The sequence below is a fragment of the Methanobacterium spitsbergense genome (genome assembly GCF_019931065.1).
Classification (GTDB): Archaea; Methanobacteriota; Methanobacteria; order Methanobacteriales; family Methanobacteriaceae; genus Methanobacterium_B; species Methanobacterium_B spitsbergense.
In genome coordinates this window covers 191,150-214,522 of record NZ_JAIOUQ010000009.1, presented here as the reverse complement: position 1 = coordinate 214,522, position 23,373 = coordinate 191,150, and the positions used below count along the sequence as shown (strand labels likewise).

Here is a 23,373-nt window from a genome sequence, read left to right as displayed (position 1 = left end):
ATAATGTGACCAATAAAAAGGATGAACTTTTTGTAAGTATAATTATACCTACGTATAACCGGGCTAATTTAATTACAAGAGCAATTAATAGTATTTTAGATCAAAGTTATACTAATTATGAGATTATAGTTGTTGATGATGGCTCTACCGATAACACTAAAGAAGTTATACAAAGGTTTAATGAAGATAAAATAAATTATTATGTGCATAAAAAGAATAGAGGAGCTGCTGCTGCGAGGAATACTGGAATTAAATATTCTAAAGGCGATTTTATTGCATTCCAAGATAGTGATGATAAATGGCTTCCAGAAAAGCTAGAAAAAGAAATGGATGTATTTTTAGAAGCAAGTGATAAAATAGGAGTAGTATATTCTGGATATTGGCATATAAAGGATAATAAAAAGATCTATATTCCCACTCCTAAAGTAACCAAGAAAGAAGGAAATATTCATTTTGAACTACTTAAAGGTAACTTTGTAAGTGGTTTAAGTGTAATCAGAAAGATATGTTTTAAAAAAGTAGGCTTATACGATGAAAATCTTCCTAATTTGGAAGATTGGGAATTATATATCCGAATCTCAAAATATTTCTCTTTTAAATTTATTGATGAACCATTATCAATTGCATATTGTTCATCAGACAGTGCATCAATTAATTATTCAAAAAATTTAAAATCTTCCGAAATAATTTTAAAAAAACATTTTGCAGATTTTAATGATAACAAAGAAATATTAGCAGTTAATAAAGCAAATATAGGTATTTATGCTTTCTTAAATGGAGATGAAAGTAAATCTAGGAAATATTTAATGGATGCAATTAGATATAATCCCCTAAATATCAAATATTGGTTACTTTATTTAGTATCATTCATACAAAAAAAATATTATAATATATTTCTGAATGTATTTTTTACATTAAGGAAATATTAGACATATATTTGACAAAGTGTGATAATCTATGAACTGGAATAATACAAAAATTAAACATAAAACCGAATTATATAGAATTTGCGGAAATTATAATAATTTATTAATTAGTTGTATTATTGTTTTTAACAATAATTAGTGATCATATGAATATTAAAAAAAATGTAGTAATTATAATCTTAAATTGGAATGGATGGCAAGATACAATTGAGTGCTTGGAATCCATTTATCAAAATAAGTATCATAATTATAATGTAATTATTGTGGATAATAATTCTACTGACAAATCAATAGATAATATAAAAAAATATTGTAACGGACAATTAAAAACAAAATCCACATTTTTTAGTTATAATCCAATTAATAAGCCTATAAAACTTATAGAAACTAAACCAAATGGATATATTGAAATAGAGAAGAATATTAAATCATCAACTAAAAGACTTTTTCTAATTAAAAATGAGAATAATGATGGATTTGCAGAGGGTAATAATATTGGAATTACTTATGCTCTAAATAACTTAGATCCTGATTATGTAATGCTTTTAAATAATGATACAATTGTGGATAGAGAATTTTTAGTAGAAATGTTAAAAGTTTCTGAAAGTAATAGTGAAATTGGGATTCTAGGACCAAAAATATATTATTACAATGATCCAAATCGAATTTGGTTTGCAAAAGGAAAAATATCCTGGAAGTTCAGTAGAGGTCTTAATATTGGTTATAATGAAATGGATAATGGCCAGTATGATAAAATTGCTGAAGTAGAATATGTTAGTGGATGTGCATTTCTCATTAAAAAAGAAGTGATTAATAGGATAGGATTACTTGACAAAAGATTTTTTTTATATTTTGAAGAAATAGATTGGACTCTTAGAGCTACTAAATTAGGATATAAAAATGTTTTCGTTCCAAAAGGGAAAATTTGGCATAAAATATCCAAATCTGGTGGAGGAATTAAAGAAAAGATTGGATTATATTACATTACAAGAAATAGATGGTTATTTATGAAAAGATGGTCAAAAAGATCTGATTTTCTATTTTTCATATTTTATCAGATATTGGGGGCGTTTTTAATTCCTATTTTTTTGAGTATTTATTATAAAAAACCTGAATTATTTATGGCTTATTATAGAGGATTATATTCTGGCATAGTTACTATTACTAATGATTTTTAATTTGTTCTTGGTATAAATTAATTAATTCATCAATCTTTTTTTCTTGTATCATTGAATTTTCATATATCTTTTTTAAAGAACTATTTCCAAACTTTTTCCTTAAACTTTCATCTTTTAATAGAATATTTAATTTTTTAATCATTTCATCAACATTTCCTGGAGGTATAATGAATCCATTCATGCCATCTTCTATTCCTTCAGGTATCCCTCCTATATTAGTACCAATAATAGGTAAACCACAAGCCATTGCTTCCATAATTACTAATGGAGGTCCACCAGAGTCAGTATAAGATGGGAGAACAAATATATCTGCTGATTGGTAGTAATTATGAATATCAACAGGCGGAATTTTCCCCGTGAATATTACTGAATTTTCTAAATCTTGATCGAGTACCTTCATTTTTAGTATATTTTCTTTAGGCCCATTTCCAACCATCATAAGTTTCAGATTTTTATTATATTCGTTTAATTCAAAAAATGCTTCTAATAATTCTAATATCCCCTTAAAAATATCTAAATATCCAACAAACAATATTAGTACATCTTTATCATTGATATTGTAATATTTACGTAGATTTGAATTCCTTAATGGTTTGAATCTGTTTGTATCTATAGCATTTCTTAAGATAATTAAATTTTCTTGGTTAGATCCTAATGATATCATCTTTTTCGCAATATATTCACTTACAGCTATAGTTTTAATGGAATTTATTAATGAAAAAGTTATTAATCTCTTATAAAACGGACGATTTTCAAAATTAGTTATATCCATTCCATGTACTGTGATGAAAACGGGTTTTCTAACAATTTTTGATACAATAACTCCGATAAATCCAGTGGGAATCACAGAGTGTGCATGAATAATATCTATATTATACTTTCTAACAATCCATATTAAATAAAAAAATAGTGATATGAGATATGTAGTCAATCGTAAATTATCAATAAATCCTTTAAAATGTAAAAGTGCCTTAAATTCTCCGGGTTCAAGCCATTTAAACCTATGAATATGAACTCCTCCCATATTCTCTTCGTATGGTATACCCTTGTTGTGTTGTGTAACAACATGAACTTCAAATCCTTTTTTTGCTAATTCTTTAGCATCATCAAATACAAATGAACCATAATAATCCCCTTTATATTTTGGAAACATGGTTGGTACTATACATATTTTCAATTTTTAACCTCATATATTTATGAATTTACATTTTTATAAACATATTTTATTAATGAATTTATTTAGATAAGCTGTTAGTTATATTTTTTTATAAATTATTATAAATCCAAACTCTTTAATTGGTTTGTATGAAGTTAAATTCAATCCTTTGCGAACAGATAAATAATATTCTGCGTTATTTGCCTCAAGATATTTATTATAAGCTTTGCTATCCATTTGGGTGAAGTTTTTATCTTTAACCCCGCCATAATATACTTGATTATCCTTAAAAACAGGTACAGGTTTCACATTAGTTTTAAGATACCAGCTGAAATTGGGCCATAAATCCGAATAGATATTTTTATTTTTATATTCAAGATCATAATTAACAAGCCACTGGCTAGCTAATTCCATATCATGATTTGCAACTTTATCATCATTATTTGATTCCATTATCAGAGATAATTCTGATGCTGATGATAACAGAATTATCATTGTCAAGAGTATTGTTATTAATGGAAATGTAATATTGTAATCTTTTATCATAAATTTTAATCTATTGGAAATTTCACTTAAGCCTAAAATCATGAAATAAACTACAGGAGGTACCATAAGCACGAAATATCTATAATCCTTTATCACAAATATGCTGTGGAAAATGAAAAATACCAAAAACCATAACAAAAACAATAAATGGATATCCATATTTTTGATATTCAAATTTTTTGTTAGATCATAAAATAAGTAGGCGAGAACAAAGAATAATAATTCACTAAACATATAAAAAGTCTTTGAAAAGCTTTCTAAAAAGATTGTTAAGAGAATAATCAAGAAAATTAACTCAATCTTATTTTTCCTATTTAATGAATTAAATCTCTCAACTAAATTATTCTTAAATTTGTTCTTCTGTATAATTTTGATAATTAATATTAATAATGCACCTGATAAAAGGATAAACAGGACAGTAATACCCGAGGGCCCTACAAGGCCTGTAAAGTTTTGTAAAAAGAAGAATATATTTGAATCATATGAAGCATTTTCTGCAGAAACAGAAACCATCGTGGAAGTTGATCCAAAATTTAGAAATGGATAAATTATATTACCAAATTTTTCATAGTAAAATAGGAGTAAGGGAATGATCATTAAAAATGAAGCTCCGATTCCTATACATAAATTTTTGATGTTAATTCTATCTTTATTCATTAAGATGTAAAGAAAAATGGGAAATATTAAAAGTATATTATTGTATCTAGTCAAGAATGTTAACATAGCAAAGGGAAATGCTATATAAAACCATCTAGAATCGTTTTTAATTGCTAAAATCATGAAATAAAAACTCCAAATTGTAAATGATACACTTCCAAGGTCTGAAAACCCTAACCCTAGAACAACTAAAATTATAGGAAATGTTGCATAAAGTAAGCCACCTAAAAAACTTTCAAGATCATTGAATCTGATTTTTAAAAGCATAAACATCCCAATAACACCAAAAATAAATAATCCACCATCTACAGCAAAAATAGTGTTTATTGATACGTATCCCATTCTAACAAATATTGAAGTAATGAATGAAAAGAAAGGGGGCCTTATGAGGTCAGAATATCCTATTCCCTGCCCTGCAAATACAAGGGCATTTGTGAAGTAGTCTACACTGTCAGAAATAGGTCCAAGATCAATTTGTAATAAAACTCTATTGTAAGTTATAATACTAACTATTATTACCAATAAAATTAAGAAAATACATGAAATGAATCGTTTTTTTCCTATAAAATCCATGAAGTAGTTATTTTTATTAGTTATATTACCACCTAATTTCTCGAAATTCAACTATTTACAATTTTATTTGTACAATTACCCTTTTTAATAATAATTGCAGTTTAAATTTTATATTATTCTTATAAACCTAAGAATATTGTTTAAATTGATGGAGATATATTTCAGCTAATTTTTCCTTTGGTATATGTAAATATTATCGAATTGTTTAATCAATGAGTAAGTTGTTAAATTAAGTCCGGGAATATCACTGAAAAAGTAATCTGCATTATTATTAATTAAATAATTATTGAATGCATTAATATCTGCTTGATTTACAGAATAAACTCTATTGCCATTAGGTAATGTTTTATAAGTCTGATAAATGGGCACCATTTTTACATTAGTATTAAGATACCAACTGTAATTTGGCCACAAATCAGAATATATATTTTTATTTCTATATTCGGGATCATAACCTACAAACCATTGACTTGATAATTCAATTTCATTATCCAACGTGTTTATATTACTATTTGCTTGTAATATCTGAGGGATTGTGGTTGCAGTAGATAAAAGGATAATTGTTGTCAATATTATGGTAATTAATTTAAATGTTATATTTCTATTCCTGATATTAAACTTTATCCTATTAGAGATTTCACTTAAGCCTAGTACCATAAAATAAGCTACAGAAGGAACCATAGTCAAAAAATATCTGTTGGTTTTCATCACAAAAATACTGTGGAAAATAAAAAATGCCATAACCCACACAAAAACCATTATATCGATATTCAAATTTTTTATATTCGAATTTTTGCTTAGATCATAGAATAAATACGCTAAAATAAAAAATAATAATTCACTTACAATATAGATGGTACAAACAAAACTAATCAAAAAGAGAAGTGTAACAAGACAAAAAACTATCAATCTGACTTTGTTTGCCCCAATTTTCTTAATAAATCCATATATAATTTTTTTATCATTGGTTTTTCTAAAAAATCTTTGAGATAATAATACGAAAATACCTAAAACCACTATTAAAAGTATAATACATCCTTGAATCCCTATAAATTCATAGAACCTTTGTATAAAATAAAACTGGTTAGTATTATATGCAATATTTATTGTTTCACTATTTACTCCTGTAGAGGTTGCCCCAAAATTTATAAATGGATATAATATGTTTCCAAATTTTTCATAGAAGAATATTAATACAGGAAGAATTGTCAAAACCGATACAATTATTCCGATTAAAATATCCCTAAATTTTATTCTATCCTTATTTATTAGGATATAAAGGAAAATTGGCATTATTAAAAGTCCTGAATTGTATCTTGATAAGAAAGCAAACATAGCAAATGGAAATGCTAAATATAAGAATTTTCTATTGTTTTCAACTCCTAAAACTAGGAAAAATAATGCCCATATTGAAAAAGATACACTAACCAAATCCGAAAACCCAAATCCTAATGATATTAAAACAACTGGAAATGTTGAATATAGCAATCCCCCTAAGAAACTTTCAATACTACTAAATCTTAGCTTTAGAAATAAAAACATCCCAATAACACCAAATATGAATATCCCACCATCCACAGCAAAAATGGTACTAGAATAAACATAACCCAATCTAAAAAAAATTGATATTATGAATGGAAAAAGTGGGGGCCTTAACAGATCCGAGTATCCGTTACCATGTCCTGCAAATAAAAGGGCATTAGATAGAAAATCAAAACTATCTGAAACTGGTCCTAATTCAATTTGAACCAGTACCCTATAATAGGTAATTATACATATTAATACAGTTAATAAAACCAGCAAAATAATGGAATTATTATGATCTTTAAGGAAATTCATTAATCTTTGATATTTATTATTTGATTCAGCCAAATGATTCACCCAAAATTCTATTAAATATCCTTATCTAACTTTTATTAATATAATGAAAGATTCTTTTTTTATATATTAATTTGATTTATGAAAAATCTTATCGAAAATTCTATTTATCGTGAATCAAATATACATCTTCATTCATTCTAGGTATCATTGCAGTTAAAACGCATTGCTCAGTATTTTCTGTTCTGTTCAATAGATCGTGTGACAGATGACTCACTGCCCCCTTCTTTTTTCCAAGATCTTCAACACCAGTGATTCTATCCATGACATCACCTACTTCAACACCACCCAGAACCTCTTTTACAACTTCTGGAGGATATTCAAATCCCGAACTCACCCCTATGGTTACTTTGTTCCCATCAAATATCGCACACCACTGAAGATCAATATAGCCTGTTAAAGAATTGGGCGTCTTCATTAAACCTGATTCGATACCAACGCTCAAATTAAATTCAACTGAAAAAGCATTTTTTGCCCTGTTAATAGCGCCGTTAATAGTCTCATCAAGCCCAAATGGTTGGTCCGGTACACCTGAATCAACATCAACAGAATAAACCACAATATCACTGTATATTTTTTCTAAAATATTTTTAGTGGCTTTAATTTTAACAGGATTTTTTGATCCTACAACAACTTTCATAATGAATATATCCTCCAATCAATAAAATAATTCTATTTAGTTACCCTAATTATGGTTCCCCTTTTATCTATTTCCCCTTTTCTTATTCTTGTCGAAGAAATTGGTATACCATCAGCTGCAAGAACCATTCCAATTGTAACAATATCCAGAGGTTTCATTCCTCTCTCTTTTCTTATTTTATTTATTTTAAAGGCTGTTGGTTCTGTTTCTTCACTTACAACTATGGCATCAATAGATTCATCTGAGATGGTTGTTCCATATGGATCGTTTAATTTTTGTATATCATAATTCTGGTGTTTCTTTTCAAGCAGACCTCTGAGATTAGACATACGAACATTACATGGTTCAATTTTACCTTTAACTCCACCAAATGTGTTTGATGTGACCCCTATTACCACATAATCCCCAATTTCGAATGCAATATCCATAAGCCGTCTGTGCCCATAGTGGAACTTGTCAAATGTTCCCCCTACCGCCACCTTTTTGTATGAGTTTTCCTTCATTTCACTACCTTTAACATTTAGATATCTTGATTATGTAAAGGTCAGATAATATAATTATGCTGCTTGAACACAATGCAATCATCAAGGACATTAGAAAGGTTGACCTGAGATTTGCATCATGCTATCCCAATCTTTACAGAAGCGCCATGTCATCTTTAGGATTTCATATAATATACGATTTTCTAAATTCTAGAGAAGATATTTATTGCGAGAGAGTGGTTTATCCCCATTCAAAAAGTCTTGAAACAGGTACAGTACTTAAAGACTTTGATATTGTAAGTTTTTCACTGCAATATGAGCAAGACTATATCAATGTACTGAAAATGTTGAAACAAGGAGGAATACCCCTTCAAAAAGAGGATAGAAACTCAAAACATCCACTTATTATTGCCGGTGGCCCATGTGCAAGTTCAAATCCTCTCCCTATGTCCAGATTCATTGATCTCTTTGTTGTTGGTGAGGCCGAAGTAATTTTAGATAATTTACTTGACGTTTACCTCGATTTAGATAATCCAAAAGCTAATTTAGATGCTTTTCTTGAAATAGAAGGAGTTTATCTTCCGGATCATCCTGTAAAAATGGTAACCGTACCAGATCTAATGGATGCTTGTCACCCTATCAGACAAGTAGTACCAGAAACAGATGAAAAAGAATATATCCCTGCTTTTGGACGTGCATTTCTTTTGGAAGTATCGCGAGGTTGTACAAGGGGCTGTAGATTCTGCATGGCAGGATGTATCTACAGACCCCGTAGAGAAATGCCAATTAAAGAGCTATTAAAAATAGCTGAAAGGGGAGGAAATGCAACAGGACTTAACAAAATTGCATTGATAGGTGCTGCAGTTTCAGATCATTCTAAAATGGAAGAACTGTGTCAAGGATTGCATGAAAGAGGTTTTCAAGTAACAACACCTTCTTTAAGGATTGAATCTGTAACAGATAATTTACTTGAAATATTAAAGTTAAGTGGCCTTAAAACCATTACAATTGCGCCTGAATCTATATGGAAAGTCAGGAAAGCAGCAAATAAATCAATAACCGATGAACTGATTAAGGATACTATCAATACCGCATTTAAACATAATCTTAATGTAAAACTCTACTTCATGCTTGGTCTTCCAACAGAAAATCAAACTGATATAGAATGCCTTGGCAAATATATTAAAGAATTGATCAAGATGGGAAAAAGAAAAAACCAGGTAAGGATCAGTGTAAATCCTTTTATCCCCAAACCACATACACCTTTCCAATGGGAAGGCTTCAATTTAGATGAACTTAAATTTAAAATAAAATATATCGATTCACATATTAATTTACGGTCATTTAAGATTGAAAACCCAAAAACTGCTTTTATTCAATATATTTTATCTATGGGTGGTCGAGAGCTAGGTGATTTACTCGAAAGATCTTTGACCGAAAAAGTTTCAATTAGGGAGTGGTCAAAATTCGCCCATAAATGGGATATGAACGAAGAACTTCCATGGAAAAATATCGATGTAGGAATCAAAGATGAATTCTTAAAAAAAGAGTATAAAAAAGCTATAAATGGTAATTTAACACCTTGGTGCGAAGAATTTGGATGTTACAACTGTGGTGCATGTAATAAACAATCTAACTGAATCTGTTTCTTGTTCTCTTTATCAATTCATTAACTTGATTAATGAATTTTGCAAGGAATATTTCATCCCTCTCAATGGTCTGTGACACATAATCCTCACCTAATCTTAAATCTCTTCTTGCCGTTTTAATTTCTGTTCTTGGTGCAAATATAACATATACAGGAATTCCTAGAATAATTAATGCACTTCCAATAATTATCTGACTGGGCGCACACTGGGTCATTATGTAGATACTGATAATAACACCCAGTACAGGAATTATCCAGGGAAGCTTAATGCCCTCTGTGAATTTTTTTCTGAGTGGAAATACGGATATACATGTTAAAAGATAGCAGAATAATAGAGTAAACACTGAGAGAATAATTAGTTTATCAATAGTGCCAAATATTGCTGCAATTAATGTTACTATGCTCTGTGCAATCAAAGCAACATAGGGCGTACCATATTTTGGATGAACCTTGGCTAAAACCCGTGGAAGCAATCCATCAGCAGCCATTGCATAAGGTATCCTTGCAGAAGATAATATTCCCGCCTCATCTGAACCAGATATTGATAAAAGAGCACCTAAAGTTAAGAAACCTGCACCTATTGCCCCAACAAGAGCATAACCTGCTAAAGCCAATGGTGCTGTTGATGTTGAAAGTTCAAACCATGGAACTAAACCTAAAATAACAAAATTTGTAAGAATATAGAAGAGCGCAATCACTCCCATTCCAATACCTATAGCAAGAGGAATTGTTCTTTTTGAATTAATTATCTCATCAGAAGGAACTGTAACCAATTCAAATCCAACATATGCCCAGAATATAAGTACAATTGCACTTCCAAGACCACTGAACCCTAAAGGAGCTATGGGCGTGAAATTGGCCACAAGTAACGATGGTTTAATTATGAAATATGCAATACCCGCAAATGTTAAAATAAGTATAGGAGCTATTTTAAGAATCGTTAAAATATCATTAGCTCTACCTGCCTGTCTAACACCAAAGTAGTTTACAATTGTTAGAAATAAAACGAAAAGAAATTTAATAATAATTTGCAGAGTCTGCGACATGTGAGGAATGAAGAAATCCAAGTATGCTACAAATGCTAGTGGAAATACTGCAATTGCACTCCATGATGCTATTAAAAGGGACCATCCTGTTAAAAATCCTGTAAAATCACCAAATGCTCTTTTTGCATATGCATAGGGCCCTCCTACTTGAGGTACTCTTGATGAACATTCGGCAAAGCATAAAGCTATTATTATGGCCATAACTCCTGCTATTACCCAAGCAACTACCGAAAATGGGCCAAGTAAACCTGCTCCAAATGAGGCTGCAATATATATGTCTGCACCAACAATTGTACCAATTACAAGACTGACAACATCATATAGACCCAAGGATCTATTTAACTCTGGCATAGATTCGATATATATAAGTGCAAATAAAAATAGGTATGGTAATTGTTATGGAACCCTCAAAACGTGTACAATCAATAAACCTTTCAGAAATAAGAAAGATGTTCGAAATGGCCGGTGAAGATTCAATAAACCTTGGACTTGGAGAACCGGACTTCAATACCCCAAAACATATAATAGAAGCAGCTTCAAATGCCATGAGAGAAGGATTCACCCATTACACATCAAATATGGGGATATTAGAATTAAGAGAAGCAATAACCCACAAATTTAAAGTTGATAATGGGATTAACACTTCTCCCGAATCTGTGCTAGTTACTGTAGGTGCTAGTGAAGCCATTTACATGTGCATGCAGGCATTAGTAAACCCTGGAGATGAAGTTCTAATACCTGATCCTGGATTTCTGTCATACAATGCATGTGTAAGTCTTGCTGGAGGCATACCTCGAGGAATTCCACTCAATATGGAAAATGATCTTCGAATGATTGCAGAGGATGTTAATGAAAGAATCACAAAGAAAACCAAGGCCATTATGTTGAATTCTCCTTCAAATCCAACTGGAAGTGTAATGAAAAAAGAGGACATTAAGGCAATTTCAGAAATTGCCGATGATAATGGCATTTATCTAATTTCTGATGAAGTTTATGAAAAGATTGTCTACAACAATGTTCACCATAGTCCAGGCAAATTTTGTGAAAACGCTATAACAATTAATGGATTTTCAAAATCATATGCAATGACAGGTTTTAGAATAGGTTATGTTACAGCCAATTTAGAAATAACAGAAGAACTTTTAAAGATTCATCAGTATACAACTGCTTGTGCAAGTTCAATGGTACAGAAAGCAGCATTAGCTGCTCTTGAAGGCCCCCAAAATAATATTTCAGAAATGGTATCTGAGTTCAAAAGAAGAAGGGACCTGGTTGTTAATAGATTAAATGGAATGGGAATTGAATGTTCATCACCCCATGGTGCTTTTTATATTTTTCCAAAAATTAACAATCCAGAAGCATTTGTTAAAGCTGGCCTGAAAAAAGGTGTTGTAATGGTTCAGGGCAAAGCATTTGGAGCTCATGGAAAAGATCATGTAAGGCTATCCTATGCAACATCATACAACCAATTAGAAGATGCAATGGACAGGTTAGAATCAATAAATTATAAATTTTAGATTTTCATGAAGGTTAAATCCATTAAAGAAAAAGTTATTGATAAGTGTACAGAACTTGATATTCCACTTGTTGGATTTGCACCTGTTACATGTTGGTCTAATCCACCCAAAGAACTTCCAAACACTTTTAAAGAATGGATACCCAAAGAATTCTGGCCAGAATCTATATATCCTGATGCAAAAACTGTAATTGTAATAGGACTTCCTATTCAACTCCCCATAGTTGAAACAGCACCTTCTATTTATTATCATGAGCTCTACAAAACAGTGAACATATTATTAGATATTAAAGCATATGAAATTTCAAACTTCCTAACACAAATGGGTTATCCATCAATATACCTGCCAAGGGATGCTTATGGTGATATTGAGGTACTTCTTAAAAAACCCATAGCCTTTTTCTCACACAAACATGCAGCTTTCCTTGCGGGTATGGGTTCATTTGGTGAAAACAATGTTATCCTTACAGAAGAGTATGGTCCACGGGTCAGGTTCACATCAATATTTACAACAGCCCAAATAAAAGGGGATAAGATCAAAGGGATAGATCTATGTAAACACTGCCAAAGATGTGTAACTCAGTGCCCAGTAAATGCAATTCCTGAAAGGAAAGGATCTAAAGAATTTCCATTGCCAATGGATAAATTAGGCTGTGCAACAAGGAGTAAAAAACTTAGAGAAAAATTCATATCACCATGCGGAATATGCATTAAAGTTTGTCCAGTTGGAAATGATAGAAAAAAATTCAACAGGAAAGACATGTCAATTTATTCTGATAAAAATGAAACAAAATACAATAAGGCATGGGATCATGTTAAGAAATATGGAAGCAACTAATTAACTTTGAAATAATTCCAATAATTATAAATTTACATTATAAGTTTAAAAAAATAATTAAAGCAGGAGATAAATAAATGAAAAATTTATTTGCAGATAGAATGTCTAAGGTTCCTAGATCATTTGTAAGAGAAATTCTGAAGGTTACTGAGAACCCTGATATCATTTCGTTTGCAGGAGGCCTTCCAAACCCTCTATCATTCCCACATAATGAACTTGCAGAGGCAGCAGCATTAGTTCTTTCTAATTCTAGTAAAGCTCTTCAATATAGTTCTACTGAAGGATATGAACCATTAAGAGATTATATTGCAAATAGATACCATCTTTCTGGTTTGGATGTTTCATCAGATAATATCCTTATAACCAATGGTTCTCAACAGGGTTTGGATCTTGTTGGAAAAATATTTTTGAATCGTGGCGATGCTGTGCTAATTGAAAGACCAACATATTTAGCAGCAATACAGGCATTTGGATTGTATGAACCAAAATTTGTTTCGGTACCACTATTAGATGATGGTGTAGATTTGAATATACTTAAAAATATGGTTGAAACTTTTAATCCAAAAATTTTCTATTCTGTTCCAAACTTCCAGAATCCTACTGGAATAACTTATTCACTGGAAAAAAGGAAAGAAATTGGAAAAATATTCAACAAAAACCATACCATCTTTGTTGAAGACAATCCATACGGCGAGATAAGGTTCATGGGAGATGATCTACCTCCAGTTAAGAAATACCTTAAAAAATCAATTCTTCTAGGTTCATTTTCTAAAATTGTTTCCCCGGGTATGAGACTTGGATGGATTGTTGCTGATAATGAAATTATGAATAATTTAGTAACTGCAAAACAGGCATCTGATCTTCACTCTAATTTTTTGTCCCAGATGATTGTTCATCAATACCTATCTGATTATGATGTGGAAACACATCTTAATAAGATAAGAAAGATGTACAAAATACAAAGAGATTGTATGACAACTATGATAAAAAAGTACTTCCCCTCTGATGTGAAGTACACTAGACCCGAGGGTGGAATGTTTTTATGGGTTACCCTACCTGAAGGAATGTCTTCAATGGAATTATTTGAAATTGCTTTAGATGATAATGTTGCATTTGTTCCAGGCGAAGCATTTTATTCGGATGATCCTGAGTTAAACACTTTTAGACTCAATTTCTCTAATTCAGATGTTAAAAAAATTGAAGAAGGAATTAAGAGGCTAGGAAATTCTATCAAACAGTTAGAACTAAAATGAAAAAAAATTTAATTTATTGGAAATATTTATTTTTGACCTCTCCATTTATTTGAACAATCACTGCGAAGATAATAAGCCCAATAACCTTTATAATCCTTGTAACCCTCTGCAATTTCATTTAAATTCTCATTAATAACATCAGATCCATAATAATTCTTTGCACATTTTATTAGCATCATATCTTTTTGAGAAATATCATCCATTCTTCCTAAGCCCCTTATGAGTTCAAGATGAGCAGAATATTCCCCAATACCCTTTATATTAAGCAACCAATTTTTAACTTCTTCTAATGGTGCATAACGTAAAAAATCTTCTTCAATATTTGCGAATGATTCAGAAACATTCATTAAATACTCTGATTTTCTATGGTTGTTCAATATTGTAGTTAATTTTTCTTCACCCAAATTTTTTATCTGATTAGCAGAGGGAAATGTCCAGTATTCAACATCATCAATGGTTATTTTATCTCCCACAACATGAGTAATCCTTTCTTTCATATTGTGGGCTACTTTCATTGATATTCTTTGACTCAAAACTGCCCAACAAGCTGCTTCAAAGGGAGTTAAAAATTTCACTTGATGAAGTCCGTAAAGATTTTTTATAACGGGTTTAAATGCCTTGTCATTCATGCCATAATCATAAAAAGGTTTTAAATCATCTTCTAAACTTAAAAAGAATTTTATTCTATCTAGAAGTTAAGTTTTTACAGATTCACTTATGTTTTTATTTGCAAAAATAGTATAATTCAAAATCGGTTTTTCAACTGTTCCTTCATCCTCAATTCGGAAGGCTAAGGTTTGATCTTCCATATAAACAGCTTTGGTAAAAGAAAGATCATTAATTGATTGTTCACCCCCAGTAGGAGCAAACATATTAATAAAATTCAGTGATTTAGAAAAGTCAAATGGATTAGTTGGAAATATTTTTCCATTAATGGTTTTAATCTTCAATATCCCCACCTAGGTTATATGAAGCGCCGGGGCCGGGATTTGAACCCGGGTGATCCAAAGGATCAGTGGATTAGCAGTCCACCGCCGTACCAGGCTGGGCCACCCCGACAAAATTTGATTTTAATTCAATGAGAAACATTGATCAATTATTTGAGATAGTGCTCTAAATCAATAAAACACGTATTGGAAACATTTATCAATCATGGTTTAAAAGCTTTTGGAATTTTTCCATGATCTAACCATAAATATAAGGTGGGCACGTTCAAGAGTGGACAAACCTCGCGAGCATTGGTGATCCAAAAACCTGACTCCACCCCGTTGCTCCACAAGCATCAGCTGTCCACAGTAGAGATGCTTCTTTCCAGACCTGACCCGTTCCCATGGTTAAAACAGTTAATTCAGGCCCTACAGCCCAAATCCTGCTACCACTGATCCTGCAGGACGAAGTTTCGACATCAAATTCAAGGGCCAAAACCCGTTTGATATGCCGCCTCTTGAACTTCGACCGCGCCATAAGGGGATATGCGCTAACAAAGGACCCCTAACCCTCCGGTCTAGCCCACCTTAACTTTATATTTATTAGTATTTGAACCTTGCGATCATTTATAAAAAATTCTAAATTACTTATGTACTTATTTTAAACTGATTATTTGAGAATATTTTTATTCCCGTATCTACAAAAATATAATCATGGAATGGCTGTTGATTATTGGTGTAATAACTGCTATGTACATGGCATTCAACATAGCTGCCAACGATATTGGAAATTCTATGGGTACCGTAGTAGGTAGTGGAGCTCTTACCATGCGTAAAGCTCTATTAATAGGCGCCCTGTTTGAATTTTTAGGTGCAATATTCCTTGGAAGTAGTGTTATTAAAACAGTTGGAAGTGGAATAGTACCACTTGAATTTATGACTGGTTTGGGTGCATTTATTATAACCATGTCAGCGGGTATATGGATTACAATTACCCTCATTAAAAAAATACCAATATCGGGTTCAGATGCTATTGTGAGTTCTGTCTTAGGATATGGTATTGTATATGCTGGCGTAAATCATCTTGAATGGACCACAGTCGGATATATTATGGCAAGTTGGGTTATTTCTCCGTTGATTGGACTGGCATCAGGATTTCTGGTTTATTATTTCTTGAAATTGGGATTCCTCAATAAAGTCAAAAATAATATAGGTGCTAAAGACCGTTCAGAGAAAATATTTTCTTATTTCCAAATTGGGAGCTCATCTTTTGCTGCTTTAGGAGTAGGTGCAATAGATATAGCTGCAGCAACAGGAGTTTTATACGTAACTGTTGGTTCAACAATTGGTTTCTCAATTAAGTTATTAGGTGCCTTTGCACTTGTTTTAGGAATATTAATAGCAGGTAATAGAATAACAGACACAATTGGAAGAAGAATAACCGAATTAGTTCCTACAAGAGGTTTTTCAGCTCAAATTTCAGCAGGTTCAATTACAATACTCTTTGCATCGCTTGGAATTCCCATATCCCCTACTCAAACTCTTGTTGGTTCAGTAATAGGTGTTGGTATGGCAAGAGGTACGTCAACAGTAAAATTAGATGTTATAAAACATATTGCATCAACTTGGATAATTACAATTCCTGCATGTATTGGAATATCTGCATCGCTATACTTAATAATAAATGCAATTATCTAGGTAAATACTTAAAAATTGAGTTAATAAACGGTTTTTTTTGATAGGATTTAGTTAAATTACAGTTATTAAATTTGAAATTAACTTTATTCCAATGAGAAATTATTAATCAAAAAATAATTCATTCAATAGTTATTCCCCATATTTCCTCCCAATCAATATCAGGAGAGAGAAAGTTTTTTTCCAAATGAGTAGCAATTGTTGGTGTTGGAGCCCATAACTTCCAACTTTTACCTAGCAAGGTTTGATTTCTTGTAAATAAAAGTATTTTGTAAAAAATTTCTAGAGTAAAAATTTTTATGGATTTTATTAAAATTATAGGTTTCAAACTGGATTTTGTTAAACTTAACCATAAAACAAAATCAGAATTACCTTTTTGGTATGTTGAAAAAATTTTCTCAGTTTCTTTAAGGGTATTTTTGGTTGTGAGAAATGTTAAACAAGTAGAACTTACAGTTTTCCATTGTCTATTTTTCGAAACTTTTATAGATTTTTTATTTTTATGTATATTTTGAGTGTAATAATCCAAATGATCATATGGTGTGACAAAATCAACATCAGAATTTTCTTTTAGAAATTCAACCATCTCTGTAAACTGATTTGGAAAGTAGAAATAATCGTCTTCAGCAAAATAAACCATTTCTGAATAATTTTGGTTTAAAAGTATTTCTATCTGGAGCCCAAAAGTTTGAAGGTTTCCAATGCCATCTAATCTAATAAAATCAATGTTTTCAACATCAAAATATTTTAGAAAGAGTTCTTCATATGTTGGTGGACAACCATCTAATAATACAATCATTTTTACATTAAGATCTCCTAAAGATTCTTTGAAGGATTTTAAACAAAATTCAGATAATTTGTACTTATCACTGCTAAAAACTGCGGGTGAACGGGATATTTCGGGATATATTCTATATGCTACTGTTAAATCATATTTTTCCATGAGTTACCTCTATTTGTTTTTGGGTTATTCAAAAATATGAGAAATTGGTCTATAAATGTTATGAGTTGTATTTAAATATCTATTTAATTAATCTAATTAATTGTTTTCACTACTAATTCCTATTTTTCTTTAAAATTTTGAGAATTACATATATTAAAATGCTTATGAAATTATTAATAAAGTAAAAATGGGCTTGAGGCCCTTCAAAATCGGTTAATTTTGTATAAAGTAGAATATATCATTATTGTAAGTAAAATTATCTGATGATTGTAAAACATATTGCATAAACGGGGATATTTACAATTTCAGGTATTGGAATATCTGCATAGTTATACTTAATAATAAATGTAATTATCTAGTTTAATTCTTAAAAAATTGAGTTTATAAATAATTTCATAACTTTAAATAAATTAGCCAAAAGATAGTTAATTATTAATATTCAATCTTTTTTATTGAATTTAAATGATATAAATCCTTCATTACAAATTCAAAGAATTTTTTTCCAAAAAAATATATAGAATCAAATCTTAAATAATAATAGAGTTAGTCTTCTATTTTGGAGGAAAAAAATTATGAAAGCAGATGCAATAAAAATAACAGATGGTGTTTACTGGGTTGGAGTTTTAGACTGGGATCTACGAGATTATCATGGTTATACGCTTAATGGAACTACTTACAATGCGTATCTAGTTTTTGGGGATAAAGTAGCACTTATTGATAATACATATCCCGGAAGTTCAGCTCAGTTATGGGGCAGAATTAATGATGCTTTTGAAAAGGAAAATAGGGAATTCAAACTGGATTTCATAATACAAAATCATATTGAGATGGATCACAGCGGTGCGTTAACAGAAATACACAAGAAATTCCCTGAAGCACCTGTTTATTGTACTGCAGCGGCTGTTACCGGGTTGAAGATTCATTATCCCTCCCTTGAAAGTGTGGATTTCAGGGTAGTTAAAACAGGGGAAAGCTTGGATCTGGGAGGTAAACAATTTGTATTCCTTGAGGCACAGATGCTTCACTGGCCTGACAGTATGTTTAGTCTTCTTTTAGAGGATGGAATACTATTTTCAAATGATGCATTTGGTCAGCACCTCTGCTTCAATGATCGTTATGACACTGATATTTCGGAAAATGTGCTAATGGATGCTGCAGCCAAGTTTTATGCCAACTTACTAACACCATTGTCTGGACTTATACTAAATAAATTCAAACAAGTCACGAGCTTAGAATTGTTGAATAAAATAAACATGATTGCACCATCACATGGCCAGATCTGGACAGACCCAATGAAGATAATAAATGCATATACCGGATGGGCCACAGGAAAATGTGAGGATAAGGTAACAATTGTTTACGATACAATGCATGGTTCAACACAATTAATGGCACAGGCATTAGCAGAAGGGATTATTAGTCAGGATGTTGATGTTGCAATGCACTTCCTACATACAGATGAACGTAGCAGCATTGTAACGGATATATTGGAAAGTAAAGCAGTTTCATTTGGTGCACCAACCATGTTCAACCAAGTGTTCCCAAGTATGGGGGATCTAATCTTTTATTTAAGAGGTTTAAACTTCGCTAAAACAGGTATCAAACGAAAAGCAATAACATTTGGATCTATGGGTTGGAGTGGGGAAGCACCAAAGATACTTGCAGAAGAACTTGAAAAATGTGGATTTGAAATATTTGAACAGATTAAGGTTAAATATGTGCCAACAGAGGAAGAATTAGAGAAGTGTTATGAATTGGGTGTTAAATTAGGTTCAGAAATTAAACAATAAATAATTTGCCTTGGATTATAGGAGGTATAAAAATGAAAAATTTAGAATTTGACAGTGCATTGGACTCCAGAAAAAAACTTATGACAATATTGTTTTGGACTAATAGAAAAACTGCGAGAACAGAAGGATGTGCGCCATTTTTATTAAAGAAAATAGTAACAGATAAAGACACCTATACTCCAGAAGATCCTAAACTCCTTAAATTAACAAATGCAATTATTGATGATATTCTAGAATCAATGGATGAAAATAAACCTGTAAAATTTGAAATAGCGATGGGAAATGAATATATAACCACAGAAATTGAAGGGAATATTTTATCTGTAAACACTGAAAACAACTTAGAAATTGAAGATGAAATCATTGAAAAACTCGATCAAGAACTAAATAAAAAATACCCCAGTGTCTGCGAATCGTTTAAACCTCGTGTTACACCTAACGAATAATAAAATACTTTACCTTGGATGTGAATCATCCAACTATTTTTATTTTCTTTGAAATAATTGGATTTAAAGGAATTAATTTTTTTAAATTTTAATTGCCCTTATAATATCACCATCGGATATTATTCCAACAATATTATGATTGTTGTCGATAACAATTAGTTGGTTTATAATATCCCCTTCTGATCCAAATTCATTCATCTTTCTTACAGTTGTTAAAAGATCATCATCTGGATTCACACATACAACATCTTTTACCATAACCTTTTCAACAACTGTACCAATTTCATATTTATCTAATATTAGGTTGTGTCCAAGATCAGTAGCTGTTACAATACCAACAAGTTCATCTCCATTAATAACAGGGAGAGAACTAATTTTATGTTTCATTAACTTTTCAAAGGCAAATACAACATCTTCACTTGGGGGAACACTAATAACTTTAGTGCTCATTACGTCTTTAACTTTTAATTTTTCTAACATCTTCTTCACTTCCATATGTCTTAGTAATGGTCTCTATTATGGAGTCTATAGTAGTTGTAACATCGATGTTCTCAATAACGGGAATATGATGCTTATTTGCCTGGCTTTCAAAATATTTATGTGTTCGCCGTATAGCTCCAAAAGAGTCCATATAACGTTTAAGAGGCCTTCTAGCCCACTGCTGTCGGCATCTAGAATAAAATCTTCCTTTATGAACCTCTTCATCCTGAAGAGTCAGTACAAACATGTTTACATTGTGTTTACTAACAAGATCTTCACTAATAAACCCTGGAACAATATGTACTCCTTCAATAACTATGCTAATACCTTCCTTTAGAGCCCTTTCTATAACAGCTTCAACTCCAATACTCACTGTATCAACATGGTCACGGAATCCAATCAAAACTTCATCAAATTCTGGTGGTGGAGGTATTCTTAGTGAACGGTAAGCTGTATAACTAGACTCGTATATAGTTGGAAGAAGCTCTTTAGAAACGATTTTACGCATTACCTCACGGATCATATCAGTACTGATCATATTTCTTATGCCCAGCCTGTTGGCCACTTCAAATGCAATAGAAGAAGTTCCAACACCAGATGCACCTCCAATCAGTACAATAAGAGGTTCATCACATTTTCTGATCCTCTTCCAAAGTCCATATTTCTCTGCAATCTCGCCCTCTTCTTCTCTTAGTTTTTCATGGACAATCATGATCAGATCATCCAGATTTATGACCTTCACTCCTTCGTCCATTAGATGAGCTTCAATCTGGGATGCGAAGGTGTAAGCTTTATCAGGATCCATCTCTGCCCTAGTTAATGACCTGGAAAGAACTCCCTTTGAAAAGGGTTCCCTATATTTTTTTCCACCTACTTCACCTTCTACCATTACCTTTTTCAATTTCTCACCTCAACTTAAAGGGGCAAAAATAGAACATCTAATCTATTTTAACTCAATAAATTTATGTATGCATAGCTTAAATTATTTTCTATTATTTAAAATACAAATTAAAACATATGCCAATTGATATTATAGTTATTTATATTCTTAATTAGTTTATTTCAATAAAAAAATTTGTTATTAAATACTAATAATTTCTGGAATTGCCTTTATATTATCCTCATCAGAATCATCTATATTAATTATGCATGCATGCCCTTCTTTAAGCATACCGGGATTAATAATAGTAGTCTTTCCTATTTTATCAATCGCTATAGACTCGTGGATATGACCACAAATATTTATTGAAGGTTGAAATTCTTCAATAATTTTCCTTAGACTCTCACTTCCTACATGTTTTCCTGATGGAAGTAGATCTGTTTTTGTTCCCAATGGGGGTGCGTGTGTAACAAATAGAGTTACTTCATGATTTTTTATTTCTTCCATTACCCTTCGGGCATTATCATAGATTTCAATTTCATCAAATTCTAATGGAGTGTTAAAAGGTGTTGGATTAGAACCTCCAAAACCACATATTCCTATATTTTTGATAGTAACACTTTTACCATGAATATTAACGGCTTTAGAGTTATCTATACTCCCATAAAGATTTATTGGATCACAGTTTCCTGGAATTGCTAACACTGGAATATTAAAAGAACTTATTTCATTAAGTATTTCTTCAGCTAGTTCATTTGGGCCAAAATCTGTAATATCCCCAGTTAGTATAATAAGGTCAACAGTATTTTTCTTGAGGTAATCAATGATCTTAATATATTTACCATGAATATCGCTTACTGCAAGGATTTTCATTGATGACATCCTCCAAAAAAGGGTATAAATTTCTATTTATATATTTTTTAATTCAAGTATTGTAATTGTTTTTTATTTATAAAAATAATTAAATATTAAATTGAAATTGAAATTGAATTATCAATCATTTTCTATCTGCTCTGTGAAAAACGATGATATTTCCTTTAAACTATCCTGAATGTTTTGTTTATCGCCATATATTGCAATTATTGTGTCTGTTAAGAATTCTATAATCACATTATGGTATTCTGCTATATCCTGGATCCTTTCCTCATCCAATGGTATCTTGAAGGTAACTCTTACCATGGAAAATCCTGGCGGTGCACCAACAACAAATTCAGACTTTTTATCGGGTAGATCATAGATTTTTTCCCCCCGAGAGGCTTTTGTGAGTTTTTTTATCCACTGATCAACATATTCTTTACCTTCTTCTTCAGCTAAATCCAATAACTTGCTTTGAGCCGTATTTAAAAAGTCATTTATCCTTTTAACTTCATTTAACCTCTCTGGATCAGCAGGATTAACCTTATAGAAGTTGATGGTGGTTTTAGCCAGTCTTATGTCTTTGGGAATATCAGGATCTATTTCCACATTCCTTTTTCGAAGGTCGCTTAAAAGTTCAACCAAAACCATCCATGTCTGTTCAACAGGTAAATCGCTCATAAATGTCCTTCCAATATTTTTTTGCTGTTGTAATTTAATTCAGCATCAACCAACTTTAATTCTTCCATTATTTCCTTAACATTCTTATATGAATCTAAGAAGAGTACATGATTACTTTCTGTACCTGCTATATTCACTATAGCTATTTGATCTTCATCATCAATGGTTTTTTTCTCAAGTAAAGCTTTATGCTGTACAAATGGCCCGTATTTTTCTGGTAGATCTTTAAAACGGAATACTCCAACTAAACTTGCAACGAACAAAAAAACACCTCTCATTTTTTTAATTCAATATTAATTCTAAACCTTTAAAAACAGATTAATCTTTGGTTTTTGAATTT

23 protein-coding genes, 1 tRNA gene and 1 other RNA gene are annotated in these 23,373 nt (G+C 31.2%); 9 read left to right on the top strand and 16 right to left on the bottom strand.

Translation table 11 applies throughout. The features are described 5' to 3' along the window. Nucleotides 1-5 precede the first annotated feature (5 nt). Together K8N75_RS09010 and K8N75_RS09005 are read left to right on the top strand one after the other, a co-directional pair. The gene (locus K8N75_RS09010; RefSeq protein ID WP_223791731.1) at nucleotides 6-929 is read left to right on the top strand and encodes a glycosyltransferase family 2 protein; all 924 of its coding nucleotides are present in this window, start codon (nucleotides 6-8) and stop codon (nucleotides 927-929) included. 143 nt (nucleotides 930-1,072) lie between these two features. Next, entirely contained in the window at nucleotides 1,073-2,104 is a 1,032-nt protein-coding gene (locus tag K8N75_RS09005) for a glycosyltransferase family 2 protein (RefSeq protein WP_223791730.1), read from the top strand. On the opposite strand, the gene K8N75_RS09000 is transcribed toward K8N75_RS09005, so the two are convergent. From K8N75_RS09000 to K8N75_RS08980, 5 genes are all read right to left on the bottom strand, one after another. Beyond that, complete coding sequence (locus K8N75_RS09000; RefSeq protein WP_223791729.1) at nucleotides 2,091-3,281, bottom strand: glycosyltransferase; 1,191 nt, start codon at nucleotides 3,279-3,281, stop codon at nucleotides 2,091-2,093. The genes K8N75_RS09005 and K8N75_RS09000 overlap by 14 nt on opposite strands. 78 nt (nucleotides 3,282-3,359) lie before the next feature. Beyond that, the gene (locus K8N75_RS08995; protein WP_223791728.1) at nucleotides 3,360-5,087 is read right to left on the bottom strand and encodes a glycosyltransferase family 39 protein; all 1,728 of its coding nucleotides are present in this window, start codon (nucleotides 5,085-5,087) and stop codon (nucleotides 3,360-3,362) included. A gap of 114 nt (nucleotides 5,088-5,201) precedes the next feature. After that, the gene (locus K8N75_RS08990; RefSeq protein ID WP_420830716.1) at nucleotides 5,202-6,647 is read right to left on the bottom strand and encodes a glycosyltransferase family 39 protein; all 1,446 of its coding nucleotides are present in this window, start codon (nucleotides 6,645-6,647) and stop codon (nucleotides 5,202-5,204) included. A 370-nt stretch (nucleotides 6,648-7,017) separates the two neighbouring features. Further along, nucleotides 7,018-7,554 (bottom strand): inosine/xanthosine triphosphatase, encoded by a 537-nt coding sequence (yjjX, locus tag K8N75_RS08985; protein ID WP_223791727.1) that lies wholly within the window; start codon nucleotides 7,552-7,554, stop codon nucleotides 7,018-7,020. 32 nt (nucleotides 7,555-7,586) lie between these two features. Further along, on the bottom strand, nucleotides 7,587-8,057 hold the full coding sequence (locus K8N75_RS08980; RefSeq protein WP_223791726.1) for a phosphopantetheine adenylyltransferase: 471 nt from the start codon (nucleotides 8,055-8,057) through the stop codon (nucleotides 7,587-7,589). Between the two features lie 56 nt (nucleotides 8,058-8,113). On the opposite strand from K8N75_RS08980, the gene K8N75_RS08975 reads away from it, so the two are divergent. Next, nucleotides 8,114-9,676 (top strand): radical SAM protein, encoded by a 1,563-nt coding sequence (locus K8N75_RS08975; RefSeq protein WP_223791725.1) that lies wholly within the window; start codon nucleotides 8,114-8,116, stop codon nucleotides 9,674-9,676. Here K8N75_RS08975 and K8N75_RS08970 read toward each other — a convergent pair. Continuing rightward, nucleotides 9,669-11,060, bottom strand: coding sequence for an amino acid permease (locus K8N75_RS08970; RefSeq protein WP_223791724.1), 1,392 nt, complete (start codon nucleotides 11,058-11,060; stop codon nucleotides 9,669-9,671). The genes K8N75_RS08975 and K8N75_RS08970 overlap by 8 nt on opposite strands. Before the next feature lie 56 nt (nucleotides 11,061-11,116). On the opposite strand from K8N75_RS08970, the gene K8N75_RS08965 reads away from it, so the two are divergent. The 3 genes from K8N75_RS08965 (at nucleotide 11,117) to K8N75_RS08955 (ending at nucleotide 14,337) form a co-directional block, all read left to right on the top strand. Further along, nucleotides 11,117-12,247 carry a pyridoxal phosphate-dependent aminotransferase gene (locus K8N75_RS08965; protein ID WP_223791857.1) on the top strand — a complete coding sequence of 377 codons (1,131 nt, stop codon included), beginning with the start codon at nucleotides 11,117-11,119 and terminating at the stop codon, nucleotides 12,245-12,247. 6 nt (nucleotides 12,248-12,253) lie between these two features. Beyond that, nucleotides 12,254-13,084 (top strand): 4Fe-4S binding protein, encoded by an 831-nt coding sequence (locus K8N75_RS08960; RefSeq protein ID WP_223791723.1) that lies wholly within the window; start codon nucleotides 12,254-12,256, stop codon nucleotides 13,082-13,084. A gap of 77 nt (nucleotides 13,085-13,161) precedes the next feature. Beyond that, nucleotides 13,162-14,337 carry an aminotransferase-like domain-containing protein gene (locus K8N75_RS08955; protein WP_223791722.1) on the top strand — a complete coding sequence of 392 codons (1,176 nt, stop codon included), beginning with the start codon at nucleotides 13,162-13,164 and terminating at the stop codon, nucleotides 14,335-14,337. A 26-nt stretch (nucleotides 14,338-14,363) separates the two neighbouring features. Here the strand turns inward: K8N75_RS08955 and K8N75_RS08950 are convergent, their stop codons facing one another. From K8N75_RS08950 to ffs, 4 genes are all read right to left on the bottom strand, one after another. Continuing rightward, a complete protein-coding gene (locus tag K8N75_RS08950; protein WP_223791721.1) occupies nucleotides 14,364-14,966 on the bottom strand; it encodes a DNA-3-methyladenine glycosylase family protein in 603 nt (200 codons plus the stop codon). 66 nt (nucleotides 14,967-15,032) lie between these two features. Further along, on the bottom strand, nucleotides 15,033-15,287 hold the full coding sequence (locus K8N75_RS08945; protein ID WP_223791720.1) for a hypothetical protein: 255 nt from the start codon (nucleotides 15,285-15,287) through the stop codon (nucleotides 15,033-15,035). 24 nt (nucleotides 15,288-15,311) lie between these two features. Next, a tRNA-Ser gene (locus tag K8N75_RS08940) sits at nucleotides 15,312-15,396 on the bottom strand. A 141-nt stretch (nucleotides 15,397-15,537) separates the two neighbouring features. Further along, nucleotides 15,538-15,852: signal recognition particle sRNA (ffs, locus tag K8N75_RS08935), an RNA gene on the bottom strand. Nucleotides 15,853-15,977: 125 nt separating this feature from the next. On the opposite strand from ffs, the gene K8N75_RS08930 reads away from it, so the two are divergent. Next, nucleotides 15,978-16,961 carry an inorganic phosphate transporter gene (locus K8N75_RS08930; protein WP_223791719.1) on the top strand — a complete coding sequence of 328 codons (984 nt, stop codon included), beginning with the start codon at nucleotides 15,978-15,980 and terminating at the stop codon, nucleotides 16,959-16,961. Nucleotides 16,962-17,079: 118 nt separating this feature from the next. Here K8N75_RS08930 and K8N75_RS08925 read toward each other — a convergent pair whose 3' ends face one another. After that, on the bottom strand, nucleotides 17,080-17,901 hold the full coding sequence (locus tag K8N75_RS08925; protein ID WP_223791718.1) for a glycosyltransferase family 2 protein: 822 nt from the start codon (nucleotides 17,899-17,901) through the stop codon (nucleotides 17,080-17,082). 572 nt (nucleotides 17,902-18,473) lie between these two features. Here K8N75_RS08925 and K8N75_RS08920 point away from each other — a divergent pair. Further along, nucleotides 18,474-19,691 (top strand): FprA family A-type flavoprotein, encoded by a 1,218-nt coding sequence (locus K8N75_RS08920; RefSeq protein ID WP_223791717.1) that lies wholly within the window; start codon nucleotides 18,474-18,476, stop codon nucleotides 19,689-19,691. A 32-nt stretch (nucleotides 19,692-19,723) separates the two neighbouring features. Then, entirely contained in the window at nucleotides 19,724-20,137 is a 414-nt protein-coding gene (locus tag K8N75_RS08915) for a hypothetical protein (RefSeq protein WP_223791716.1), read from the top strand. 81 nt (nucleotides 20,138-20,218) lie between these two features. Here the strand turns inward: K8N75_RS08915 and K8N75_RS08910 are convergent, their stop codons facing one another. The 5 genes from K8N75_RS08910 to K8N75_RS08890 all read right to left on the bottom strand — a co-directional run bounded on the left by K8N75_RS08910 (nucleotide 20,219) and on the right by K8N75_RS08890 (nucleotide 23,296). After that, nucleotides 20,219-20,617 (bottom strand): CBS domain-containing protein, encoded by a 399-nt coding sequence (locus K8N75_RS08910; protein ID WP_223791715.1) that lies wholly within the window; start codon nucleotides 20,615-20,617, stop codon nucleotides 20,219-20,221. Beyond that, nucleotides 20,595-21,506 carry a 2-phosphoglycerate kinase gene (locus K8N75_RS08905; protein ID WP_223791856.1) on the bottom strand — a complete coding sequence of 304 codons (912 nt, stop codon included), beginning with the start codon at nucleotides 21,504-21,506 and terminating at the stop codon, nucleotides 20,595-20,597. Before K8N75_RS08905 ends, K8N75_RS08910 begins: the two co-directional genes overlap by 23 nt. 192 nt (nucleotides 21,507-21,698) lie before the next feature. Further along, the gene (locus K8N75_RS08900) at nucleotides 21,699-22,370 is read right to left on the bottom strand and encodes a metallophosphoesterase family protein (RefSeq protein WP_223791714.1); all 672 of its coding nucleotides are present in this window, start codon (nucleotides 22,368-22,370) and stop codon (nucleotides 21,699-21,701) included. Between the two features lie 120 nt (nucleotides 22,371-22,490). Further along, nucleotides 22,491-23,033 (bottom strand): DUF2096 domain-containing protein, encoded by a 543-nt coding sequence (locus tag K8N75_RS08895; protein ID WP_223791713.1) that lies wholly within the window; start codon nucleotides 23,031-23,033, stop codon nucleotides 22,491-22,493. Continuing rightward, entirely contained in the window at nucleotides 23,030-23,296 is a 267-nt protein-coding gene (locus K8N75_RS08890; protein ID WP_223791712.1) for a DUF749 domain-containing protein, read from the bottom strand. Before K8N75_RS08890 ends, K8N75_RS08895 begins: the two co-directional genes overlap by 4 nt. Nucleotides 23,297-23,373 lie beyond the last annotated feature (77 nt).